The organism is Halalkalibacter kiskunsagensis (assembly GCF_037027555.1).
Classification (GTDB): Bacteria; Bacillota; Bacilli; order Bacillales; family Bacillaceae_D; genus Halalkalibacter; species Halalkalibacter kiskunsagensis.
Genome location: NZ_JAXBLX010000057.1, coordinates 1 through 21991, shown reverse-complemented (window position 1 = coordinate 21991; position 21991 = coordinate 1). Strand labels below are relative to the sequence as shown.

Sequence of the window (21991 nt, the reverse complement as noted above, 5' to 3'; positions counted from 1 at the left end):
GACCTATATCACTTTTTTTAACGAAAGGTAAGAGTATGATCAGTTTAGAAAGAAGCTTCACCTAGAAAGAATGAGGAGGGAGACAAATGATCTTATGTGAGTGGAGAGATTTTACAACAGATACTGAAACTTATACGCAGAAAAATTTTGAAGAATTAGTCAATGATGAATTTGAGGCAATGATGTTTGAAGGTGACGAAGAAATTCCTGCTTATGTTTGGACAGTAAATTATGTATGTTTGATAAAAAATGGTACGAGAATGATTGCCGATATATCTGTTACTAAGATACCTCGCAATCCCGTATGTGCATAGCTTTTTTTAAATGAAATCATGTGAAACGTTTCACAAATAGGAGGGGTATTAACATGGCTGTAGATCAAAAGAAATTGGTTGAAAAGACAGATGTATTAAAAGCAGTAGACAAATTAGTTGAAGACGCACAAAAGGCATTAACTGAATTGTTAACATTCGATCAAGAGCAAATTGATGAGGTTATTAAGAAAATGGCCTTAGCTGGACTTGAAAACCACATGGAGTTAGCTAAACTTGCAGTTAACGAAACGAAGCGTGGAGTATATGAAGATAAGATTATTAAGAATCTATTTTCAACAGAATATATTTACCATAATATAAAATATGATAAAACAGTTGGCATCATTTCCGAAAATGAACATAATGGACTTATTGAAATTGCAGAGCCGGTCGGTGTTATAGCTGGTGTTACACCTGTCACGAATCCAACATCTACAACAATGTTTAAAGCACTCATTTCTATAAAAACAAGAAATCCAATCATATTCGCTTTCCATCCTTCTGCGCAGAAATGCAGTAGTGAAGCAGCACGTATTTTGCGGGATGCAGCGATTTTAGCTGGTGCACCAGAGCATTGCATTCAATGGATTGAGACACCTTCGATTGAAGCTACCAAAGCATTAATGAATCACGATGGCATTGCTCTAGTTCTAGCAACTGGTGGTGCTGGGATGGTCAAGTCTGCTTATAGCACGGGTAAACCAGCTCTAGGTGTGGGACCAGGAAACGTTCCATGTTACATTGAAAAAACGGCAAATGTTAAACGTGCAGTGAATGATCTAATTCTTTCTAAGACATTTGATAACGGCATGATTTGTGCGTCTGAACAAGCCGTTATTATTGATCATGTCATCTATGAAGAAGTGAAAACAGAACTTAAAAATAATAAATGCTACTTTTTGAACGAAGAAGAAAAGGCAAAAGTTGAAAAGCTTGTGATTAATGAAACAACGTGTGCAGTCAATGCGGATATTGTTGGGAAGTCTGCGGCTTTAATTGCAAATCTTGCTGGTGTTACGGTTCCAGAGGATACGAAAATCTTGCTTGCTGAATTAAAAGGTGTTGGACCACAATATCCGTTATCAAGAGAAAAGCTAAGCCCGGTACTCGCTTGCTACCGTGTACGTTCAACTGAAGAAGGATTAACACGTGCAGAGGAGATGCTTGAATTTGGTGGACTAGGACATTCGGCTGTCATTCATTCAGAAGATGAAACGGTTATTAGACAATTTGGTATGAGAATGAAGGCTTGCCGAATCATTGCTAATGCCCCTTCATCTCAAGGTGCAATTGGAGATATATATAATGCATTTCTGCCATCATTGACACTGGGATGTGGCTCTTATGGGAAGAACTCTGTATCTTCAAATGTTGGAACAGTCAACTTAACAAACGTCAAAAAATTAGCTCGGAGAAATGTAAATATGCAATGGTTTAAAGTTCCACCCAAAATTTATTTTGAGAAAAACTCAACGCAATATTTAGCGAAAATGCCCAATATCTCAAAAGCATTCATTGTTACCGATCCTGGAATGGTGAAACTTGGCTATGTTGACAAAGTATTGCATTACTTGCGTCAAAGACCAGACTATGTTCATTGCGAAATTTTTGCTGATGTCGAGCCAGATCCATCAATCGAAACAGTCGAAAGAGGCGCCGCGATGATGAGAAGCTTTGAGCCTGATTGTATCATTGCTCTTGGTGGTGGATCTGCAATGGATGCTGCGAAAGGAATGTGGTTATTTTATGAGCATCCAGATACAGATTTCGGTGGCTTAAAGCAGAAATTTCTAGATATTCGTAAGCGTGTGTTTAAATATCCGAAATTAGGAATGAATGCGCAATTTGTTGCGATCCCAACAACATCAGGAACCGGATCTGAAGTGACATCATTTTCAGTTATTACGGATAAAAAACAAAACATTAAATATCCGCTAGCTGATTATGAGTTAACACCGGATGTAGCTATCATAGACCCACAATTTGTTATGACGGTTCCTAAACATATTACAGCCGATACGGGAATGGACGTGTTAACGCACGCGATTGAAGCTTATGTTTCTATTATGGCAAATGATTACACAGATGGTCTTGCAATTAAAGCAATTCAGCTCGTTTTTGAGCATTTACCTCGTGCTTATCGGAATGGAAACGATGAAGTGGCACGCGAGAAAATGCATAATGCATCAACCATTGCTGGGATGGCCTTTGCCAATGCTTTCCTTGGAATTAATCACAGTTTAGCTCATAAATTAGGAGCAGAGTTCCATATTGCCCATGGACGTTCAAATACAATTTTAATGCCACATGTTATTCGGTATAATGCGAAGAAGCCGACGAAATTTGCAGCATTTCCAAAATATGAGCATTTTGTTGCAGACAAACGGTATGCTGAGATTGCTAGAGTACTAGGCTTACCGGCAGCGACGACAGAAGAAGGTGTAGAGAGCCTCGTTCAAGCCATTATAAAGCTTGCAAAAGAAATGGATATCCCAATGAGCATTAAAGAGAATGGTGTTGAAGAAAAAGTATTTGAAAGCAAAGTAAACTATTTAGCTGAGCGTGCATTTGAGGACCAATGTACAACGGCGAATCCGAAATTACCACTAGTAACTGAGTTAGCTGAAGTATACCGTTTGGCGTATAAAGGCGTGTAAATACAAGCTGAATTAGAAGGTAACTGAATAAAAACTAAGGGTCTGACCCCTAGCGTATAAATATATGACGATCTTCAGAAGAGATCAACTTCATATATTTTACTAACTAGGCGGCGTCAGACCCTTTTTACTTATTCAAAAATGCGGGGAATTAATAGACAGGGTCAAGCTTATGGGATGTGGACAATCACATATTTTACTAGAGACTAGACAGGTATTGCTACCAATCTACTTCAACCTCCATAGAATAAGTAAGAACTAATGTCAAAGGAGGAGTGAAAGATGTTTGGTTTTTCGATGATTCAAATGGTGAGAACGCACTCTCATAAATTAGATTATCCTTTAAGAGAAAAAGTGTTAAATCTCTATAAACCATTTAAGTGGACACCGTGCTTTTTGCACAATATGGCTGAGAGTCTTATAAAGAGAACAAAAAAAATGACGGTTATCATTGAATTTGAGAATGAGTGCTATGAAGAAGGGTGTCATGAAATGAATCAAGTATTTACTAGACACCATGGTTGCAAGATGAGGAATGAATTTTCAACAATATCGTGCTGTAGTGCTGATCTTACACCAGCAGTACTAGAGGAGCTCTTATCTAGTTGCTCTCACATCAAAAAGATTTCATTAAATCGCGAAGTTCAAGCATTGCTAGATACGGCAGTCGTTTCAGCAAATGCAAGAAACGTGGTAAGGAATGGGGCGAAACTTACAGGAAGTGGAATAACAGTTGCTGTCATTGATACAGGCATTTATGCTCACAGCGATCTATCAGGACGAATCGTTGATTTTGTTGATTTTATTAATGAAAGAACAGACCCTTATGATGATAACGGTCATGGTACCCATTGTGCAGGGGATGCACTTGGTAATGGCGCGGCTTCATCAGGTTTATATGCAGGGCCTGCACCCGAAGCAAATGTAGTTGGAGTAAAAGTGTTAGATAAATTAGGGTCTGGTTCATTAGAAACGGTTATGCAAGGCGTTCAATGGTGTATCGATTATAATGAAAGAAACCCAGGTCAACCAATCAATATTATTAGTTTGTCCTTAGGAGCGCCAGCGCAGCGGTATGATCAGGAAAATGATGATCCAATGGTTCAAATGGTTGAAAAAGCTTGGGAAAGTGGAATTGTTGTTTGTGTTGCTGCCGGAAACGAAGGTCCAAATGCAAGAACAATTGCAAGTCCAGGAATTAGCGACCAGGTGATCACAGTAGGTGCGCTTGATGATCGAAATACGAAGGAAAGGGCAGATGATGATGTTGCAAGTTTCTCTAGCAGAGGACCTACCCTTTATGGAGTCGAGAAACCAGATCTATTGGCACCTGGTGTGAATATTGTTTCTTTACGTTCACCTAGATCCTATTTAGATAAATTACAAAAGTCAGCTCGAGTAGGCTCGGACTATTTTGTTTTATCAGGGACGTCCATGGCTACTCCAATATGTGCGGGTATTGTTGCATTAATGCTTCAACAAAATCCAGCCATGACCCCTGATGAAGTGAAAAAAGCATTACGAAAAGGGACTGATTTATGGAGAAACCTAGATCGAAATGTTTACGGAAAAGGGTATATCAATGCTGAAGATTCCATTTAAGAGGTTATGCAAAAAGGAACTCCATCTAATAGGGGTATGGACTTTTAGAGTGAAGATAGAAAGTTTTAAATAATAAAGTACAAACGTAAGTGTTTAATGAAAAGTATAGAGATTATTCACTATGTTCTTTCTATCTTTTCTATCATGCCGATCATGACTAATTCGAATTGACAATGAATAAAAAGACTTCAAATATCCCTATCCTAAATAATAATGTAATTGGTTTACTGGAGAAAGTAGGGAGCACCATGTCTAATAAAAAGAAAGTCGATATAGTCATAGTAGGGGCGGGATTAGCTGGATTAACAGCAGCACTTGAATTAAAGAAACACAATTATTCATATGTTGTTTTAGAAGCGAGAAGCCGTCTTGGGGGGAGAATTCATAGTACCATTTCTAGTGATGGTGTAACAGTGGATTTAGGGGCGCAGTGGATTGGCCCGCATCACAAAAGGATGTTGGGACTCATTGAAGAATTCGGACTTCAGCTAGTTCCGACGTTTCGAACGGGCAAAACCATTTATGAAATGCAAGGAAAGAGGAAGCAGACAAATGGGAAGTTGCCGATAATGTCTCCTATTGTAATTGCAGACATTATGAAGATGAAAAGAAAAATTGATAAAATCAGCAGGGAGATTCCTTCAGGTGCACCTTGGACTTCAAAGCTTGCTCAACAATTAGATAAGATAACAGTGGCAGAGTTAATAAAAACTATTTTACTCACGAAAGCAGGGGTGTCTTTTGCCAAACTTTTGATTGAAGAAGCGCTCTGTGCAAATGTATATGAGGTTTCAGCTCTTGATTTTTTATGGTGCATAAGAGCTGCTGGGTCTATTGATCATTTGTTAGCAGCAGAAGATTATTGGATCGCAGAAGGTGCAGAAACACTCATTAACAGAATATCAGATTCATTAGGTGAGACAATCCAATTGAATCAACCGGTTCAACGTGTCATGTATAACGAAAAGAAGGTCACTGTCTATACGGGGAAGGAATCATGGCAAGCAAAAAAAGTAATCGTGACAACGCCACCTAATTTACTTACTCGAATATCCTTTGACCCGCCGCTTCCAGCGAGGCGTGTTCAGTTAAGTGAGCGGGCAGGTTTGCCTTCCGTTATCAAATTGATTTGTGTATATGAACGCCCTTTTTGGAGAGAGGCTGGTTTAAGCGGGACTGCTTACTCAGATCAAACTCCCGTGAAGCTCACGATTGATAGTTCACCACTAGATGGAAGAAGGGGTGTTTTAACTATTTTAATTGGAGGAGATTCAGCGAGACAAATTGAAACATTACCTTTAAAATTAAGGCAGATAGAAGTAAAGAAAGCATTGGTACGCCTTTTTGGTGAGAAAGCTGCTTACCCTATTGCAATGTTTGAAAAAGATTGGTCGGCTGAGGAATGGACTCGCGGTGGGTATGCAACTCATTTTGCGACAGGTGTCATTAGCCAATTTGCAACATCACTCACTAGCCCTGTTGGACCGATTCACTGGGCAGGAACGGAAACTGCTTCTGAATGGAGAATGTATATGGAAGGAGCAGTTCAATCAAGTGAGAGGGTCGTACATGAGGTAATTCATGAGATAACTAAGGAATAATTTGATCATTTTTATTTCAGCGTATATATTTCTATTTATTGGAACAAATTATAACGAATAAATAGAAAAAAAGGGGTCACTCAAATGAATATTGAAAGAGGAACCGAATATCAAATCTCTCAAGTGATAAAAGGTCATTTTAATTCAGCTGACATACTTACCGTTATCCGGCATAGTGGAAATATTGTTCAATTTACTCTGCCAGAAGGCAAGGGGCATGGATCTATGCCATATCAACATATGCAATATTTACTAAAGAGAAATGACTTAACAGAAATAAGCAATAAACGTTCACTTTTAAAACAAGATCGTGAGGAGAAACATATTGGATAGAGCCAAACAACACGAAAGAACCAATTAGCAATAAGCTAATTGGTTCTTTCTGTTATCAATTAAGCTTTTTCAAATAACTCTAAATTTAAAAGAGCTTCTATGACTTCAGTATTGTTACCATTTTGAATTTCAATTTCAACTTCCTGTCCAGGCTGAAGAGAGATAGCTAATAATCCTAAGAGACTTTTAGCGTCAATAACCCAGTGATCCTTTTTCAGTAGGATCGTCTCAGGATATTCACTTGCTTTGTTTACCAACCTGCTTGCTGATTCGGCAAAAATAGGTGTTAGTACTTTAACTTTCATATTGCTCACTCTCCCTTTTTATTTTATAGCTTTATTATAAAGTAGAATACTAGGATAACCTAGATATTTTTTGAAAAGACTTTAATTTCATATATATTACTTAGTCGGCTTAATAATGCAGAAAAAATGAAATAGAATATTGGGTGGTTCGCTATTTTTAAATCGCTGCCATTTCTAAACAAATGTCAAGTGTTTCTAACATAAACTGACAAAAGTAGCCAATCTCCTTATGGAATGTCTTATAGTGAAGTGGTAGGGCATTACTTATCAAAGGAGAGGTAAAATAATGAACAAGAATTCATATGTCTATAGCAAAGCAAATGGATTATTAAAAATGGAAGCCAAGGCTCTACATTATAAGAGGTATATAGAATTAGGATTCTTTCATCGTAATGAAATAGATAACTATGACGAGGAATCAATTTATTTTATCGCCCAAACAAATGATCAAAAAAAAGTGGTAGGCGTAACACGGCTTATTCGAAAGCAACTTGATCAGTTACCAACAATTCGTAATTTCATAATCTATGATGCAGAGTTGGAACTGTTAAAAAAGGTTGAAACGGCGTGCTTAGTAGAGGTTAGTGCGTTTACGAAAGTTCCCCGACACAATGTAGGGTTGGGATTGATACGAACGATTATGCAATATTCATTAGAAAATCAGATTGAGGTATGGATATGTTGCGTTGATCAACGTGTTTTCCGCTATATAAATCGTTTGTTTGACTATCCTTTTCAAATCATTGGCGAACCAAAAATATATTTAGGTTCTAATAGCATGCCTTGTATGTTTCCAATAAAAGATGGGTTGCAGCATATTAAAGAGAAAAAGTATCAGATGTATAAATTCTTAATGACTTCTGACAAGAACGTAAAGAAGGGGGTTTTATCATGATTGCGAAACAATTTATTAGAAATTTAGGGATAATGAGTGAGCAGGATATCTATCTTCTTCAACAAACGAGGATTGCTATAGCTGGATGCGGGTGCATAGGTGGTTTCACAGCAGAGTTACTTGCACGTATAGGTGTTGGCAGTTTGGTATTAGCAGATCCTGATGTTTTTGATGAATCAAACATAAATAGACAGTGTGCAGCGACGTTTCAAACGATCGGTATAAATAAAACTAAAGCACTACAAGATCATCTATGGTCAATTAATCCGCGGCTAGAAATCATAACATTTCAAGAGGGAGTAAACACAGCAAATGTTACCGAGTTCTTAAAAGGGGTAGATTATGTCATTGATGCCATCGACTTTTTCGCATTTGCAAATGCGGTCATGTTGCATCGTGAAGCTCGAAAAAAGAAGCTATATGTAATTACTGCTGCAGCTATTGGTTTTGGGACGACCGTTTTAACGTTTGATCCAAATGGAATGACAATTGAAGAATACGTTGGCATAGCAAAGGATTTATCAGTTGAACAAATGAGTGAATTGTCATTTCCAGTTTATGGGTATGTCGATCGTTTGCCAAGTTATATAACAGATAACCAAATTTCGGTTTGGTTATCAGAAAAGACAATCCCAACGATAAGTGTTGGTCAAGCATTGGGACCAGGGGTATTGGTATCAAAAATGATTTTGCATATACTGGGTCGAAAAACACCTGAGTTTGTTCCGCGTTCTTTTCAACTGCAGTTTGAAGAGTAATGAGGTTGAAAAACTATATATGTAGCTGTTGAGAGAATAATTCAGGTGGCTACTGTTTGTTAAGAATTATTTAATTCATGTGCTTTTTCAGTCTTTACTTACTGAATCTGTTACAATAAAAGTAAAATTAGAAAAGTGGAGGGAAGGAAATGGCACAAACAAAGCCAATAAAATTAATTGCAATTGATATGGATGGAACGCTGTTAAACGATCAACATGAAATATCGAATGAGAATCGTAAAGCAATTAAGGAAGCCGAGAAACAAGGTATTCATGTTGTAATTAGTACCGGTAGGACAAGAATGACATGTGATGAACTGGTCAATTCACTGTCTCTTAGTTCATATTTGATCACAGTAAATGGTAGTGAAATATGGGATGAAGCGAGATCACTAGTTGAAAGACAGCTTTTAAATACTGAATACATAGAATACATGTGGCAATTGAAAGAAAAACACAATACGAATTGCTGGGCTGCCACAGTGGGGAAGGTTTGGAGAGAAGAATTTCCGGAGGACTTTTCTACTCATGAATGGATGAAGTTCGGCTTTGATATTAAAGATGATCAAGTGAGACAAATCATTTTAGAAGAATTATCAAACAATAAAGCGCTTGAAGTTAGCAATTCTAGCCCAACAAATCTTGAAATTAACGCAGCAGGTGTGAACAAAGCAATAGCGTTGGAAAAAGTGTGCGAACGAATGGGTATTACAATGGATAATGTTCTTGCAATGGGAGATAGTTTAAATGACTTGGCAATGATTAACGCTGCAGGAGTAGGTGTTGCCATGGGAAACGCACAACCATTCGTTAAAGAATCGGCCGATTGGGTGACAACGACAAATGTTGAGGACGGCGTTGCTAACGCAATAAAAAAATGGGTGTTAGAAAATTAAAAGATGACGGTATCAAGAGGAGCAAGTCTTAATGACTTGCTCCTCTTTGTTAACAAATAAAATAAAAAAACTAATAAAAAGTGCGATAATCCTAGCTTTCTTTTCGTCTAATAAAGAATGAGGGAAATAAAGCCGAGGAGAAGGTGTTCTATGTCCAGTCATAATAAAATATCCGATTGGTTTTATCAATATAGTAACGATATTTATCATTACTTACTTTATCGGTTTGGTTCAACTGATGTCGAGGATTTAGTTCAAGAAGTGTTTATTCGAGCAATGATGGGATACGATTCATTTAGAAGCGATTCAAGCCCGAAAACATGGCTTTTTACAATAGCTCGAAATGTTGCCATTGATGAAAATAGAAAAAAAGCACCTAACATGTGGAAATGGTTTATTGACTATGACTTGAACTTGGAGCGAAAGCAAGGTACGCTCGACGTATCACCGGGGAAGAGATGTATCAATCATTAATGGATTTAAATAGAGAAACCAAAAGAGATAGAGGAGGAAGGTTTATGAAAAAAGCAATAATTGGCCTCGGAGGAGTAGCTGCAGTCTTTTTATTTGCTTTCTTTGTTATTACAGGCTTAGGAGAAGAACCTATGCAACAAGGAGGGGATGAAGGGCAACCTAACCAACAACCGCAGGAAGGTCAAGTAATCGATGAAGGGGAGAGTAGTGAAAATGAAAATCAGCATGAAGAAGCTAGTAACAACGAATTAGACAATGATTTTAATCCTGAAGTGAATCCGGTAGAAAACTACGAGGTTTTTACTAATTATGAGCTAGAGCATAGTGGATATTTAAGTGAAGGGAAAACATTTTTTCATAGTGAAACAACCGAGTACATTTTAGGATATGGTCACCAAGCTCATGCTACAACAAGATATCAGCTTTTTGAACAAAAAGATAATAAAATTTCAATCATTCGAACAGTTGTTGAAGATAGTGAGCATTTTGAAAACATCGAAGCCATTCGATCGCATGCTAACTGGGAAGAAGAGATGGTTGAATATATGGTTGACAACATTCAACCACAAGAGGAACTTTACTTTTTATATGATGAGCAAGTTAAAGAGACAGAGGTTAGTTTTAATCACAGTTCAAATATGTTATATCCTGTTCGTGCAGGAGAAAAAACCTTGTATTTTAAACAAGGTGAGGGATTGTGGATGGTAGAATATGAAGATGATATCACAATTGAGTTCTACGGCGAACCACAAGTAGCAATTCGTAAACAGGAATAATGTAGTGAAAAGAAAGAACCAATTAAATCAATGTGAGTCAATTGGTTCTTTCTTCCTTATTATTATTTATACACTTTTACATTTACTTCTTGTACCCCAAAATTAATAGCATCTTGTTTCTCTGGGATAAATAAATCGATTTTGTTTCCTTTTATCGCGCCGCCAGTATCCCCAGCTATTGCTTCTCCGTAGCCCTCAACATATACTTTTGACCCGAGTGGAATAACGTTTGGATCAACGGATATTACTTTTTTGTCAGGGTTGTCTAGTAGGTTTAAGCCTGTGGCTGTTATCCCAGAACAGCCATTACATGATGCAGTATACGCTGTTGCTGTCATCGTTAATTCTTTTGCTACATTCTCGTCTGTATCTGTAGTAGATTCGTCTGTTGTTGTTTGTACAGGCTCTTCTTGCTGTACTTGCTTTTCTTTTACTGGAGCATCATCAGTAGTCGACTTACTTCCACTTTTATAGACTGTTAGAATATCCCCGGTCACTATCAAGTTTGGATTATCAATTTGGTTCCAATCCTGCAGATTCTTAGTAGAAACTCCGTCATATTGTGATGCAATTGATGACAGTGTGTCTCCACTTTTTATTGAATACTGCTCTGCAGTTGACACAGTTAAACGATCCCCGATAAGAATTAAATTGCTAGAAAGACCATTCCATTCTTTTAATTCTTCTACTTCTACATTATTTTTATTGGCAATTGACCACAATGTATCTCCCTTTTGAACAACTACTTCTTCAGCTGATACATTCATCCCAAAGCTGAATGTACCAACGATAGCGGCTACGGTTACTAATGAAACGATGTGCCTTTTCATATAGATTACCTCCCAAATTCATTATGTAACTTACTGAAGTGATTCTATCATTTAACCCGCACCAGACAAAGAACAAGCTAGTAACAATTTGATTACAGATGTAACAGCGGTGTGGGAAAGTGTGGACAAGTATGGGGATTTAGTGGAGTGGTTAAAGAGTTATGGAGGATGAAAATGAAGCGCAGTAACCTAAAACCGCTCTCTGTAAATGACAGAGAGCGGTTTTTTTACTAACCTGTAACTTTTGAAATGTTTTTTTCTTGTTGAACGAGTACTTTTTTCTCCCAAGCTCGACTTTTCCAACGCCTATATAAAATTAATCCTCTTAACCATTCATCTGCAATAAAGGCAATCCAAATGCCGATTAATCCAAATCCCCAGTGGATGCCTAGTAAATAATACATCGGAACACTAAAACCCCATATAGTAATAATCGAACTCATCATTAAATACCTTGCATCACCTGCAGCTTGAATCGCTTGACCAAGAACAATATTAAAACATCTTCCGGGCTCCAAAATAACGCCCATGAGTAGCAAGGTTGCTCCAGTATAAATAATTAAAGGATTTTCAGTGAAAAGTCCCATCACTTGTTCGCGGACAAGAACCAAAATAAGAGCTACACCTAGGCACAACAGCATACTCAATCGTAAATTTTTTAAAGCTTCTTTATTAGCTTTTTCGAAATCACCGGCTCCGATCATATGTCCAACGATAATTTGGGTTCCACGACCTAATGAAATAGAGATAACAATAATAAAAAGTAATATATTTAACGTATAAATTCTAGTGGTCAACATCTCTGGTCCAAGTACGACAATAAATCCGGTTGTGACAATTTGACTCATTGAATATGAAAGCTGGCCAATTCCTGAGGGGATTCCAACACTTAAAATTTTATAAAAACGATCCTTTTGCCAATCGATCATATCCTTGAAATGTAGCCTAACGTCTACCCGTTTAAATAACAAGATAAAGTTAATACTAAGGCCTAGAAACTGACTAACGACCGTCGAAATAGCCACTCCGGTTACCCCTAATTGAGGAAATCCTAGTGCTCCAAAAATGAGGACGTAGTTACCGAATATGTTTATAATATTCATTCCAACTGTTACAAACATGGTGTCTCTTGTAAAACCATGGGCCTGAATAATAGCTGATATGGTAAGCATCATCGCTTGTAAAAATAGACCGCCACCCACTATTAATAAAAACATTCTTGCTTGGTCAAACAGCTCTGGTTCCAAGTTAAAAAATCCTAAAAAAGTTTTGCTAAATATAACCATGGTTAAACTAATCAGCAGTCCAAATAAAAAATTAAACGATATCGCAGTCCAGGTGAATTTTCGAATTTCACTATATTTTTTTGCTCCGAGATACTGTGCAATCACAACGGCTGCTCCTGTAGCACCTACTTGAAAAAGGAAAAACAACAACATGACGATTTGATTGGAAACGCCCACTGCTGCAACTGCATCATCTGATACTTTACTTAGCATAAAGGTATCAGCTGTCCGTAGAGTCATATGCAAAAAAGATTCAATGAAAATAGGCCAAGTAATCGCAAAGAGAGAGAGTTTGTGCACTTCAGATTTATTCATAGTCTTCTCCTAAATTGATAAATTCAACGTTAAGTTAGAACATATCATTAATTTTTAAAACGCTTTCAATGTTACCTCTTCGTTTACTGGATGAACAATGTTTTTATTCCTATTATGTTAATACAGATTAATAGAAAATCAAGAGTAAGTGTGGAAACACAAAACAAAAATAAAAGTGTAAAGTTAAAAAATTCAAATGAAAAGACATTTATCCTTTAATAAACTATAATGTAACTAAGTCAAATGGGATAGGATAGGGGGAGCCAATGAATGGTAAAAATCAAAGATATTGCAAGGGTATGCGGTGTATCAGCTGGGACGGTAGACCGTGCATTAAATAATCGACCCGGGATAAATAAGCGGACCAAGCAAAAAATCTTAGAGGTAGCTAAACAATTAAATTACCGACCTGACTACACTGCAAGAAGTCTCGTTATGGGAAAAACGATGACGTTAGGGATCGTATTATTTGACCTTTATAATCGCTCCTTTGCGCAATTGATGAATGCGATTGAGTCTAAGGCTCGTGAACAAGGATATTTTGTCTATATTACGCTTACTGACAAAAATCCTGAGAATGAGAAGAAATGTATTGAATATTTAGTAAGTAGGAAAGTAGATGGAATCATTTTATTTACGGTGAATAAAGGAAATGAGTTTAACTCTTATTTACAAAAATTTAATACTCCGATTATTACTATTTTTAATTATATTTCTAGTGATTGGGAGTATATCGGAATACAAGAACGAGAAGCAATGAAGGATGCCGTTGATTACATTGTAAAGAAAAACTATAAAAAGTTCATTTATGTGAGTCCACCATTAGCATTTGAAAGAGTATCTAATATTTATACACAAGAAGAAAGATTAGAAGGCTTCCTGCAAGGATTAAGAGAAAATAATATAGAAAATCAACCTCTCGTAGTAAGAGATAAAAAATATATTGATGCATTAGAGGGAATAACGTTTAATCAAACCGAAAAAACAGCAATTGTTTGTTCCTGTGACTTGTATGCCCTTGAAGTGATGAATTATTTGAAAGGAAGAGGGCTTTCGATTCCTACTGACGTTGGGGTGATGGGCTTTGATGATATTGATATGCTAAAGTATATAACGCCTCGTTTGACAACGGTTCAATATCCTATTGTGGATATAGGGGAAAAAGCAGTTAAGAGTATGATTCATAAAATTGAAAAGGATGCCTACCTATCAACTCCTTTACTCGATTATAAAATTGTCAGAGGGGAATCGATTTAAAAGTTTGAAAATTCTATAATTACTATTGACGTTTTTTTATTTTCCTGATATTGTGTACGTACACGTAATGTTGTTATTGTATGAGTTCTTCGTTTTTTTTTCTTAAATTTTTTAAAAAATTTCGTGTACGTACACGAAGGTAGGGAAGACTCAGAAATTCCTAATACAAATGATATTCGAAACGATGTTTTAGAAGCTTTAAAACAACTAAACATTCCTGTACTTCCAGTATAGCAATAGATATTCGTGGTTTGGAAATCGAGCGTTTAAATTTTAACGGGAGAATTTTAACAGCTACGAGCGTCGATGCTCATAACACATTTGAAAAACCAGAGAATGTAAAATCAGTCGATTTCACTGATTTCGGTATTGAAAATAATCAATTATTCATCCAATTACCTCCGATGTAAATCGTTTCCTTGTCAGCTAAATAAATAAGGAAGGGTGCGAGAATTTGAAAGCGCTAAATCATTGTAAGGGATGTGCAGGAAATATCACAGTATCTGACGAACCAGTTATTTACTATTCGGATCCAGAGCTGGATCTCCCAGAAGTGGTAAAGGACGAACTCTATCAAAGAAGATTAGAAATTTGTAAGCGCTGTCCATCACTTCAATATGGGACAACATGTATGTATTCAGGAGCTATAGTTTCCCATAGGGCGAAGTTGATTGAAAAAAGCTGTCCATATCCTGGAAGTCCTAAATGGTAAGGGAGAGACTCGAAAAAATAGTAGATTGCAAGGTATATCTTTATAAAAAAATCCGTTCGTACATGATTAATAAGGAGATGCGATATGAATCTAAAAGCAAAAATGACTGTTGATAAAGAGTATAAAATTGGGAAAATTGATGAGCGGATTTACGGCTCATTCATTGAGCATTTAGGTAGAGCTGTATATGAAGGAATTTATGAACCTGATCACCCATCTGCAGATGAACAAGGATTCCGTCAAGATGTAATTGAAATGGTAAGAGAGTTAAAGGTTCCTCTAGTAAGATATCCAGGTGGAAACTTTGTCTCAGGATATAACTGGGAAGATGGCGTTGGGCCGGTTGCAGAACGTCCGAGACGTTTAGATTTAGCATGGAGAACTACGGAAACAAATCATATTGGAACAAATGAGTTTATGGACTGGGCGAAAAAAATTGATGCAGAAGTGAACATGGCAGTAAATCTTGGAACACGCGGAATCGATGCTGCGCGTAACTTAGTAGAATATTGTAACCATACATCTGGATCTTATTGGAGTGATTTGCGAATCTCCCACGGGTATAAAGACCCCCATAAAATCAAAACTTGGTGTTTAGGAAATGAGATGGATGGGCCTTGGCAAATCGGACATAAAACAGCAGATGAATATGGGCGTTTAGCAGCAGAAACAGCAAAAGCGATGAGATGGGTTGACCCGTCTATTGAATTAGTTGCTTGTGGTAGTTCTAATCGTCGTATGCCTACCTTTGCAGAATGGGAAGCTACCGTACTTGACCATACGTATGACCATGTAGATTATATTTCACTACATACGTATTATGGGAACCGAGATAATGATTTAGGAAACTATCTGGCTCAATCGTTAGATATGGATCAATTTATCTACTCTGTTATTTCGATTGCTGATTATATGAAGGCGAAGAAACGCAGCAAGAAAACAATTAATTTATCATTTGATGAATGGAATGTATGGTTCCATTCCAATGAAGCTGACAATAAGATTGAACCATGGGCAGTTGCCCCACCTCAACTAGAAGATATCTATACATTTGAAGATGCTTTACTAGTTGGGAGTATGCTAATCTCCATGTTAAAGCGTGCCGATCGCGTGAAAGTTGCTTGCTTAGCTCAGCTTGTAAATGTCATTGCACCAATCATGACAGAAAAGGGTGGAGAAGCTTGGAAGCAGCCGATTTTCTATCCATATATGCACGCATCTGTTTTTGGGCGAGGAGTTGCGCTTCATTCGATTGTTTCATCACCAAAATATGATAGTAAGGATTTTACAGATGTTCCTTATTTAGATACAGTTGTTGTACATGATGAAGAAACCGAGACGGCTACTATTTTTGCAGTAAACCGTCATCAAACAGAAACTTTGTATTTAGAATGTGATGTTAGAAGTTTAGAAGGGTACAAAGTAGTTGAACATCTCGTATTAGAGAATGATGATGTAAAGGCTACGAATCAAGTAACACGTGATAATGTGGTTCCTCATCGTAACGGAACCGCAAAAGAAGATGGCGGTACGGTAACAGCAGCCCTATCAAAGCTTTCTTGGAATGTGATTAGACTAGCAAAATAAATCAGCCATGTAGAAAAAATTGAGAACATCGAGTGAATTGTCGTTGTTCTCAATTTTTTATTAATCATTGACAGCATTACGAATTAGAAAGGAGAGGTAATAATGAAACGGATCTTTCCAAAGATTGAAAGTCATATAAACCCATATCGCGATAATGTCCAAGGGAAAGCGAACGAGCCGATTACCGTTGCAGGGCTTCTTGATCGCTCAAAACAAATCTTAGGTCCAACATATGAAGGGGATACTCCGGATTGGTCTTTAGAGGAAATCTATAATCGTCTTGAAGAAAATGCTCCTAGAATTGCAATCATTGGAGGTTCTTCAGATCATCCAGCCCATATTATGGATTTCCAAACGTCTGCACGAGCAGCGATTCGTATTTGGCAAAATGGGGGTGTTCCTTTTTATTTTTCGACTCCTGTTATGTGTGACGGGACCGCGCAAAACAATCAAGGGATGAGTTACTCACTTCAAAGTCGAAATGCCGTAGCTCAAATGGTTGTCAATCAGCTTGAATCTCATAGTTACCACGGGGCATTTGTTATCCAGGGCTGTGATAAACAGCCACTTGGTGTTGTTAGTGCACTTGCTCATTTAGACCGTTTACGTAGATCGCGCGGGGAGGCCCCTTTTTTTGCAACGTTTGCACCAGCTCATGTTCTGCAAGGTGGGACGATACCTGTTGAATTAATGAAAGACTTAGAGGATGTAGCGATTGACGCAGAAAAACAAGGGGCAGACGATATCGCCTATGATTTGCGAGATGCGATGGCCTATATTTTACAATGCTCATCTAACACTGCCTTCCAAGGTGTTCTCGAACGTGCGCGAGAAAGAGGTATCCTCTCGCATGAACGTCATAAGGATTATGAAAAAAGGTTAGCTGTTGCTACATGCGATGGACAAGGAGGGGTCTGTGCGTTTAATGGGACAGGAAATAGTTCTAGACACCTTGTAGCTGGAATGGGTCTTGTTCATCCAGCACTAGAATTACTTGTTGCCCCTCCTGAACAGAGGGAAGTGAATGAAGCTGTTGACAGTTTGGCTTCCTTAATTAATAATCCAGTATTTGGTGTTTCGAATATTGTAGCGGCAAATATACGTAATGCAATCCGTATCCACAGCGCAACAGGTGGATCAACCAATTTAATGATGCATATGGTTGCTGGAATGCTTTATGGCGGATATAGGTTTAGTTTATGGGACGTTCAAAACATCCACAGTGAACATCCGATCCCAGATTTGTTCAATTATAGCTTAACGGAAGGGCGGGATATTTTCTCACTCGCGATGCAGTGCTGCAATAATGAAAGCCGTGGAATGGAAACGGTCTTTTACGAGTTACTTGAAAACGGTGTCCCAATGGATGCCGATGCACCAACTGTAACAGGTCAAGCGTGGAAAAAGAGGCTTGCAAGGACAGATAACCTGCCAGCATCAAATGTGAGAGACAATCCTGTGATTTTGTCGAAACCACGAAGGACATTTAGTGGTGTTGATGTCTTAACAGGAAACTTCTTTGAGAGTGCGGTTGTGAAAATTAGCGGAATGGCTACGCAACAATTAGATGCTTTTGATAAAAAGGTAGCCCTCTGTCTTTATTATGAAAATGAGCAAGAGGCAAATAAGAACCTGTTAAACTCGAATCTATTGGAAGAAATCAGAGAAGCGAAACAATTTTCACATGAAGACTTGTTAGCTACAATTTATCAAAATGACCGAACATTATACGAGGATTGGAATGAGGACTCTTATGATGTTCTTTTTGAGAAGATGGTGAATGAGGATGTGATGAAAATTGCCATCATTATTGCAGGTCAAGGTCCAGTTGCGTTCGGGATGCCTGAGATGTTTACCCCGATGCAACACATTAATGCGAACCGGAAGTTAAGACGTTTAGCAACGTTAATTAGCGACGGGCGGTACTCCGGTGTGTCATATGGCGCTGCGATTGGTCACATGACGCCTGAAGCTTACGAAGGTGGAGGAATTTTATATTTAAAAACAGGGGATTTGCTTTATTTAAACTTAAGAGAAAAAGAAATTCAATGTCTTGATCAGGACGCCTGTCGCAATGGTGAACTAGTCTTTGCTTTTTCTCATATAAAAGATAAGCGTCAAGGTCTTGGAGAAGAAAGAATGAAAACCATTCGAGAACGTCAACGTTACATTGCACCAAGCAACCGTTTGGTTGGTCACACAGATGCTGCAAATGGTGTGGTTCCTCTACCAGTTGCTGAAGATGCCACTCATGATTATAAAACGGAAGTCCTTATTAGTAAGGATCCAACAAAAGCATAAGGAGGTAAATGAATATGGAGAAATCAAGACGGTTTATCGAAAAATTAGGCTTGCCAAGTAGTGATTGCCATGACTTACCGAGCTCAACAAAACGTTTTCCAGATGGTGCCGAGTACAGAGTTGAAATCCCGAGTGTAGAAGGACCTAATTCTTTTCGCGCTGTGATTGATGCTTGTAAAGAATACGAAGTTGATATTCATCGCGTGTCTCAAGGAAGTGGAATCATGCTGTTAACTGATGATGAACTAGAGGAAATGGCACAAATAGGTCGTGATGAGAATTTGGAAGTGAGTTTATTTGTTGGTCCAAGAGGCTCGTGGGATATCACGCCGATGCAGCATGCAAGTGCAGGCAAAATTGCCGGTTTGCGTTCGCAAGGAATGGATCAATTAGTTTATGCTCTAGAAGATGTGAAACGTGCTTGTCAAAAAGGAATTCGTAGCATCTTAGTGGCTGATGAGGGATTATTATGGCTAGTAAATGAAGCCAAAAAAGCAGGGGAGCTCCCTGATGATTTAGTTGTGAAAATATCCGTGCAGATGGCTCAATCCAATCCGATTTCAATCAGATTGATTGAGCAAATGGGAGCAGATACTTATAATGTTCCAACGGATTTAACGCTTGCCCGTTTAGCGGCGATTAGACAAGTCGTGGACATTCCAATCGATATCTATGTCGAAGCACCAGATGACATTGGTGGGTATATTCGTCATTATGAAATCCCTGAAATTATTCGTGTGGCCGCTCCAGTTTATATTAAATTTGGATTGAGAAATTCACCGAACATTTATCCTTCGGGAACTCACTTAGAAGACACGTCCATGAAGTTATGCCGTGAAAGGGTACGTAGAGCAAAACTAGGTCTTGACATGATTAAACGGTATTCGCCATATTTAAGTACGTCCAAAAGAGGAGCGGAAGGGTTAGGTGTGCCGAAAGTAACAATTAAATCATAGGTGGGAGTTGATTCACATAAAAAAAGTACAAGCATTACGTATGAATATGAAGCCAGTGGGGTTAAAACAAGTGAAAATTATTGATCCATTTTGGTCGAAATGGCAGACTCTCGTAAGAGAAGCAATCATCCCGTACCAATGAAATGCATTGAATGATCAAATTCCAGGTGCAGAACCAAGTCATACAATTGCTAATCTTGAAATTGCTGCAGGAAAGAAAGAAGGAAAACATTACGGGATGGTATTTCAAGATAGTGATTTATACAAATGGATGGAGACAGTAGGATTTGCTCTTGCAGTTGAAAATGATGAGAAATGGGAACAAGTGATGGATGATGTAATTGACCTGCTAGAACAAGCACAAGAGTCAGATGGCTATTTAAATACATTTTTCTCCGTGAACCATCCAGATAAAAAATGGACAAATTTAAAAGATGATCATGAGCTGTATTGTGCTGGTCATTTAATAGAAGCCGCAACGGCCTATTACGAGGCAACCGGAAAAGAGAAAGTGATTAAGATTGTCAGCCGTTTAGTTGATCATATTATTAGCGTTTTAGGTCCTGAAGATGGAAAGAAACGTGGGTATCCTGGACATCCAGAAATAGAGCTTGCTCTAATGAAGTTATATCGTGTAACAAATGATCAAAAGTACTTAGACCTATGCAAATTTTTTATAGAAGAACGTGGTCAAAAAGACCCGCATTATTTTGATGTAGAAGCAGCAGAACGTGAGGGAAGAGACCGTTGGGGTTTTATAAACTATGATTATTTCCAAGCGCATCAACCGATAAGAGAACAAACGACTGCTGAAGGTCATTCTGTGCGTGCCGTATATTTATATAGTGGAATAGCCGACTTAGCAGCTGAATTACAGGATGAACAATTGCTAGACGTATCTAGGAAACTTTGGGAAAATACCGTCAATAAGCGAATGTATGTGACAGGTGGGATCGGTTCATCTGCTCATCAAGAACGATTCACGGTTGATTATGACTTGCCAAATGACAGAGCTTATACAGAGACATGTGCTGCAATTGCCCTGATTTTTTGGGCACAGCGAATGGTCCAAATAGATGGAGACGGGAAATATGCTGATATTATGGAGCGAGCATTGTATAACGGTGCTCTAAGTGGAATTTCTCTTGATGGGAAAAGTTATTTTTACGTAAATCCACTTGAAGTATGGCCGCATACAGCAAATCATCGTGAAGACATGAAAACGGTGAAAACAACGAGACAACAATGGTTCGGTTGCTCCTGCTGCCCACCAAATATTGCTAGATTACTAGCTTCATTAGGTCAGTATATTTATTCGTCGAATGAACATGAAGCCTATGTTCACCTTTATATTGGCGGTGAAACTCAATTTACGTTAAATGACCATAACATTAGTTTGAAACAAGAAACAAACTACCCGTGGGAAGGGAATGTAAACATCACTATTTCAACTGAACAATTATCTATTTTTACACTTGCCGTCCGTATTCCTGGCTGGTGTAAGGATTCAACGATTATGGTAAACGAGGAGAAGACAACCTATACAGTTGAAAAAGGGTATGCAAAAATTCAAAGAGAGTGGAAACAAGGGGATCAAGTAAATCTAAACTTTGAGATGCCGGTCGAAGTAGTACGTTCTCATCCAGAAGTAAGAGAAAATGCTGGAAAAGTAGCATTACAGCGTGGACCAATTGTGTATTGCTTAGAACAAGCGGATAACGGTAGTAATTTACAAGATGTCACTCTATCAGGTGACATAGAACTAACTGCTAAGCATGAACCAGACCTACTAAATGGGATTACAATACTTACAGGTCAGGCACTACAGACAGATAGAACACAAGTACAAGATCAACTGTATACTACCAACTCTTATCAGAAAGTACCGAAAGAAATTAAAGCGATTCCTTATTATGCCTGGAGTAATCGAGGAGAAGGAGAAATGGTTGTGTGGATTAAAGAACAATAACCGTGAGAAATAATCTCATAATAAAAAAATATGATTTCTTAAAGGAGCCCGAGTCGTTCAACGAAATTATTATATAATAAGAAATATTAGTAACTCAACTTTCGCACCAATAAAAGTTCAATAAGCTCAACCAACAGTAGTTGCTGACGTCATTGAAATCCTTTCAT

At 38.0% G+C, this 21991-nt stretch carries 21 protein-coding genes; 18 read left to right on the top strand and 3 right to left on the bottom strand.

The features are described 5' to 3' along the window. Nucleotides 1–86: 86 nt before the first annotated feature. The 5 genes from SLH51_RS21760 to SLH51_RS21740 all read left to right on the top strand — a co-directional run bounded on the left by SLH51_RS21760 (nucleotide 87) and on the right by SLH51_RS21740 (nucleotide 6507). On the top strand, nucleotides 87–314 hold the full coding sequence (locus tag SLH51_RS21760; protein WP_335963638.1) for a hypothetical protein: 228 nt from the start codon (nucleotides 87–89) through the stop codon (nucleotides 312–314). Between the two features lie 53 nt (nucleotides 315–367). Then, on the top strand, nucleotides 368–2971 hold the full coding sequence (adhE, locus tag SLH51_RS21755) for a bifunctional acetaldehyde-CoA/alcohol dehydrogenase (RefSeq protein ID WP_335963637.1): 2604 nt from the start codon (nucleotides 368–370) through the stop codon (nucleotides 2969–2971). 282 nt (nucleotides 2972–3253) lie between these two features. Beyond that, complete coding sequence (locus tag SLH51_RS21750; protein WP_335963636.1) at nucleotides 3254–4573, top strand: S8 family peptidase; 1320 nt, start codon at nucleotides 3254–3256, stop codon at nucleotides 4571–4573. 248 nt (nucleotides 4574–4821) lie between these two features. Continuing rightward, the gene (locus SLH51_RS21745) at nucleotides 4822–6174 is read left to right on the top strand and encodes a flavin monoamine oxidase family protein (RefSeq protein WP_335963635.1); all 1353 of its coding nucleotides are present in this window, start codon (nucleotides 4822–4824) and stop codon (nucleotides 6172–6174) included. Nucleotides 6175–6258: 84 nt separating this feature from the next. Further along, on the top strand, nucleotides 6259–6507 hold the full coding sequence (locus SLH51_RS21740) for a hypothetical protein (protein WP_335963634.1): 249 nt from the start codon (nucleotides 6259–6261) through the stop codon (nucleotides 6505–6507). A 59-nt stretch (nucleotides 6508–6566) separates the two neighbouring features. On the opposite strand, the gene SLH51_RS21735 is transcribed toward SLH51_RS21740, so the two are convergent. Continuing rightward, nucleotides 6567–6812 carry an HPr family phosphocarrier protein gene (locus SLH51_RS21735; RefSeq protein ID WP_335963633.1) on the bottom strand — a complete coding sequence of 82 codons (246 nt, stop codon included), beginning with the start codon at nucleotides 6810–6812 and terminating at the stop codon, nucleotides 6567–6569. A 286-nt stretch (nucleotides 6813–7098) separates the two neighbouring features. On the opposite strand from SLH51_RS21735, the gene SLH51_RS21730 reads away from it, so the two are divergent. The 5 genes from SLH51_RS21730 to SLH51_RS21710 all read left to right on the top strand — a co-directional run bounded on the left by SLH51_RS21730 (nucleotide 7099) and on the right by SLH51_RS21710 (nucleotide 10611). Beyond that, the gene (locus tag SLH51_RS21730) at nucleotides 7099–7707 is read left to right on the top strand and encodes an N-acyl amino acid synthase FeeM domain-containing protein (protein WP_335963632.1); all 609 of its coding nucleotides are present in this window, start codon (nucleotides 7099–7101) and stop codon (nucleotides 7705–7707) included. Continuing rightward, a complete protein-coding gene (locus tag SLH51_RS21725) occupies nucleotides 7704–8465 on the top strand; it encodes a ThiF family adenylyltransferase (protein WP_335963631.1) in 762 nt (253 codons plus the stop codon). The genes SLH51_RS21730 and SLH51_RS21725 overlap by 4 nt, the downstream gene beginning before the upstream one ends. Nucleotides 8466–8614: 149 nt before the next feature. After that, nucleotides 8615–9361, top strand: coding sequence for a Cof-type HAD-IIB family hydrolase (locus tag SLH51_RS21720; protein ID WP_335963630.1), 747 nt, complete (start codon nucleotides 8615–8617; stop codon nucleotides 9359–9361). 150 nt (nucleotides 9362–9511) lie between these two features. Beyond that, complete coding sequence (locus tag SLH51_RS21715; RefSeq protein ID WP_335963629.1) at nucleotides 9512–9835, top strand: sigma-70 family RNA polymerase sigma factor; 324 nt, start codon at nucleotides 9512–9514, stop codon at nucleotides 9833–9835. A 44-nt stretch (nucleotides 9836–9879) separates the two neighbouring features. Next, on the top strand, nucleotides 9880–10611 hold the full coding sequence (locus SLH51_RS21710) for a hypothetical protein (protein WP_335963628.1): 732 nt from the start codon (nucleotides 9880–9882) through the stop codon (nucleotides 10609–10611). Between the two features lie 62 nt (nucleotides 10612–10673). Here SLH51_RS21710 and SLH51_RS21705 read toward each other — a convergent pair whose 3' ends face one another. Then, complete coding sequence (locus SLH51_RS21705; RefSeq protein WP_335963627.1) at nucleotides 10674–11441, bottom strand: LysM peptidoglycan-binding domain-containing protein; 768 nt, start codon at nucleotides 11439–11441, stop codon at nucleotides 10674–10676. Between the two features lie 230 nt (nucleotides 11442–11671). Beyond that, nucleotides 11672–13042 (bottom strand): MATE family efflux transporter, encoded by a 1371-nt coding sequence (locus SLH51_RS21700; RefSeq protein ID WP_335963626.1) that lies wholly within the window; start codon nucleotides 13040–13042, stop codon nucleotides 11672–11674. Between the two features lie 270 nt (nucleotides 13043–13312). Between SLH51_RS21700 and SLH51_RS21695 the strand changes: the two genes are divergently transcribed. The 8 genes from SLH51_RS21695 (at nucleotide 13313) to SLH51_RS21665 (ending at nucleotide 21824) form a co-directional block, all read left to right on the top strand. Then, a complete protein-coding gene (locus tag SLH51_RS21695; protein WP_335963625.1) occupies nucleotides 13313–14299 on the top strand; it encodes a LacI family DNA-binding transcriptional regulator in 987 nt (328 codons plus the stop codon). Between the two features lie 251 nt (nucleotides 14300–14550). After that, the gene (locus tag SLH51_RS24570; RefSeq protein ID WP_390184014.1) at nucleotides 14551–14709 is read left to right on the top strand and encodes an alpha-L-arabinofuranosidase C-terminal domain-containing protein; all 159 of its coding nucleotides are present in this window, start codon (nucleotides 14551–14553) and stop codon (nucleotides 14707–14709) included. A gap of 44 nt (nucleotides 14710–14753) precedes the next feature. Further along, nucleotides 14754–15011, top strand: a complete 258-nt coding sequence (locus SLH51_RS21690) for a DUF6171 family protein (protein ID WP_335963624.1) — start codon at nucleotides 14754–14756, stop codon at nucleotides 15009–15011. An 84-nt stretch (nucleotides 15012–15095) separates the two neighbouring features. Beyond that, entirely contained in the window at nucleotides 15096–16598 is a 1503-nt protein-coding gene (arfA, locus tag SLH51_RS21685) for an arabinosylfuranosidase ArfA (RefSeq protein ID WP_335963623.1), read from the top strand. Between the two features lie 102 nt (nucleotides 16599–16700). Continuing rightward, nucleotides 16701–18899, top strand: a complete 2199-nt coding sequence (locus SLH51_RS21680) for a dihydroxy-acid dehydratase domain-containing protein (protein ID WP_335963622.1) — start codon at nucleotides 16701–16703, stop codon at nucleotides 18897–18899. Nucleotides 18900–18907: 8 nt separating this feature from the next. After that, nucleotides 18908–19855, top strand: coding sequence for a U32 family peptidase (locus tag SLH51_RS21675; protein WP_390184015.1), 948 nt, complete (start codon nucleotides 18908–18910; stop codon nucleotides 19853–19855). Nucleotides 19856–19862: 7 nt separating this feature from the next. Next, nucleotides 19863–19997 carry a hypothetical protein gene (locus SLH51_RS21670; protein WP_335963620.1) on the top strand — a complete coding sequence of 45 codons (135 nt, stop codon included), beginning with the start codon at nucleotides 19863–19865 and terminating at the stop codon, nucleotides 19995–19997. A gap of 6 nt (nucleotides 19998–20003) precedes the next feature. Further along, on the top strand, nucleotides 20004–21824 hold the full coding sequence (locus SLH51_RS21665; protein ID WP_335963619.1) for a glycoside hydrolase family 127 protein: 1821 nt from the start codon (nucleotides 20004–20006) through the stop codon (nucleotides 21822–21824). Nucleotides 21825–21991 lie beyond the last annotated feature (167 nt).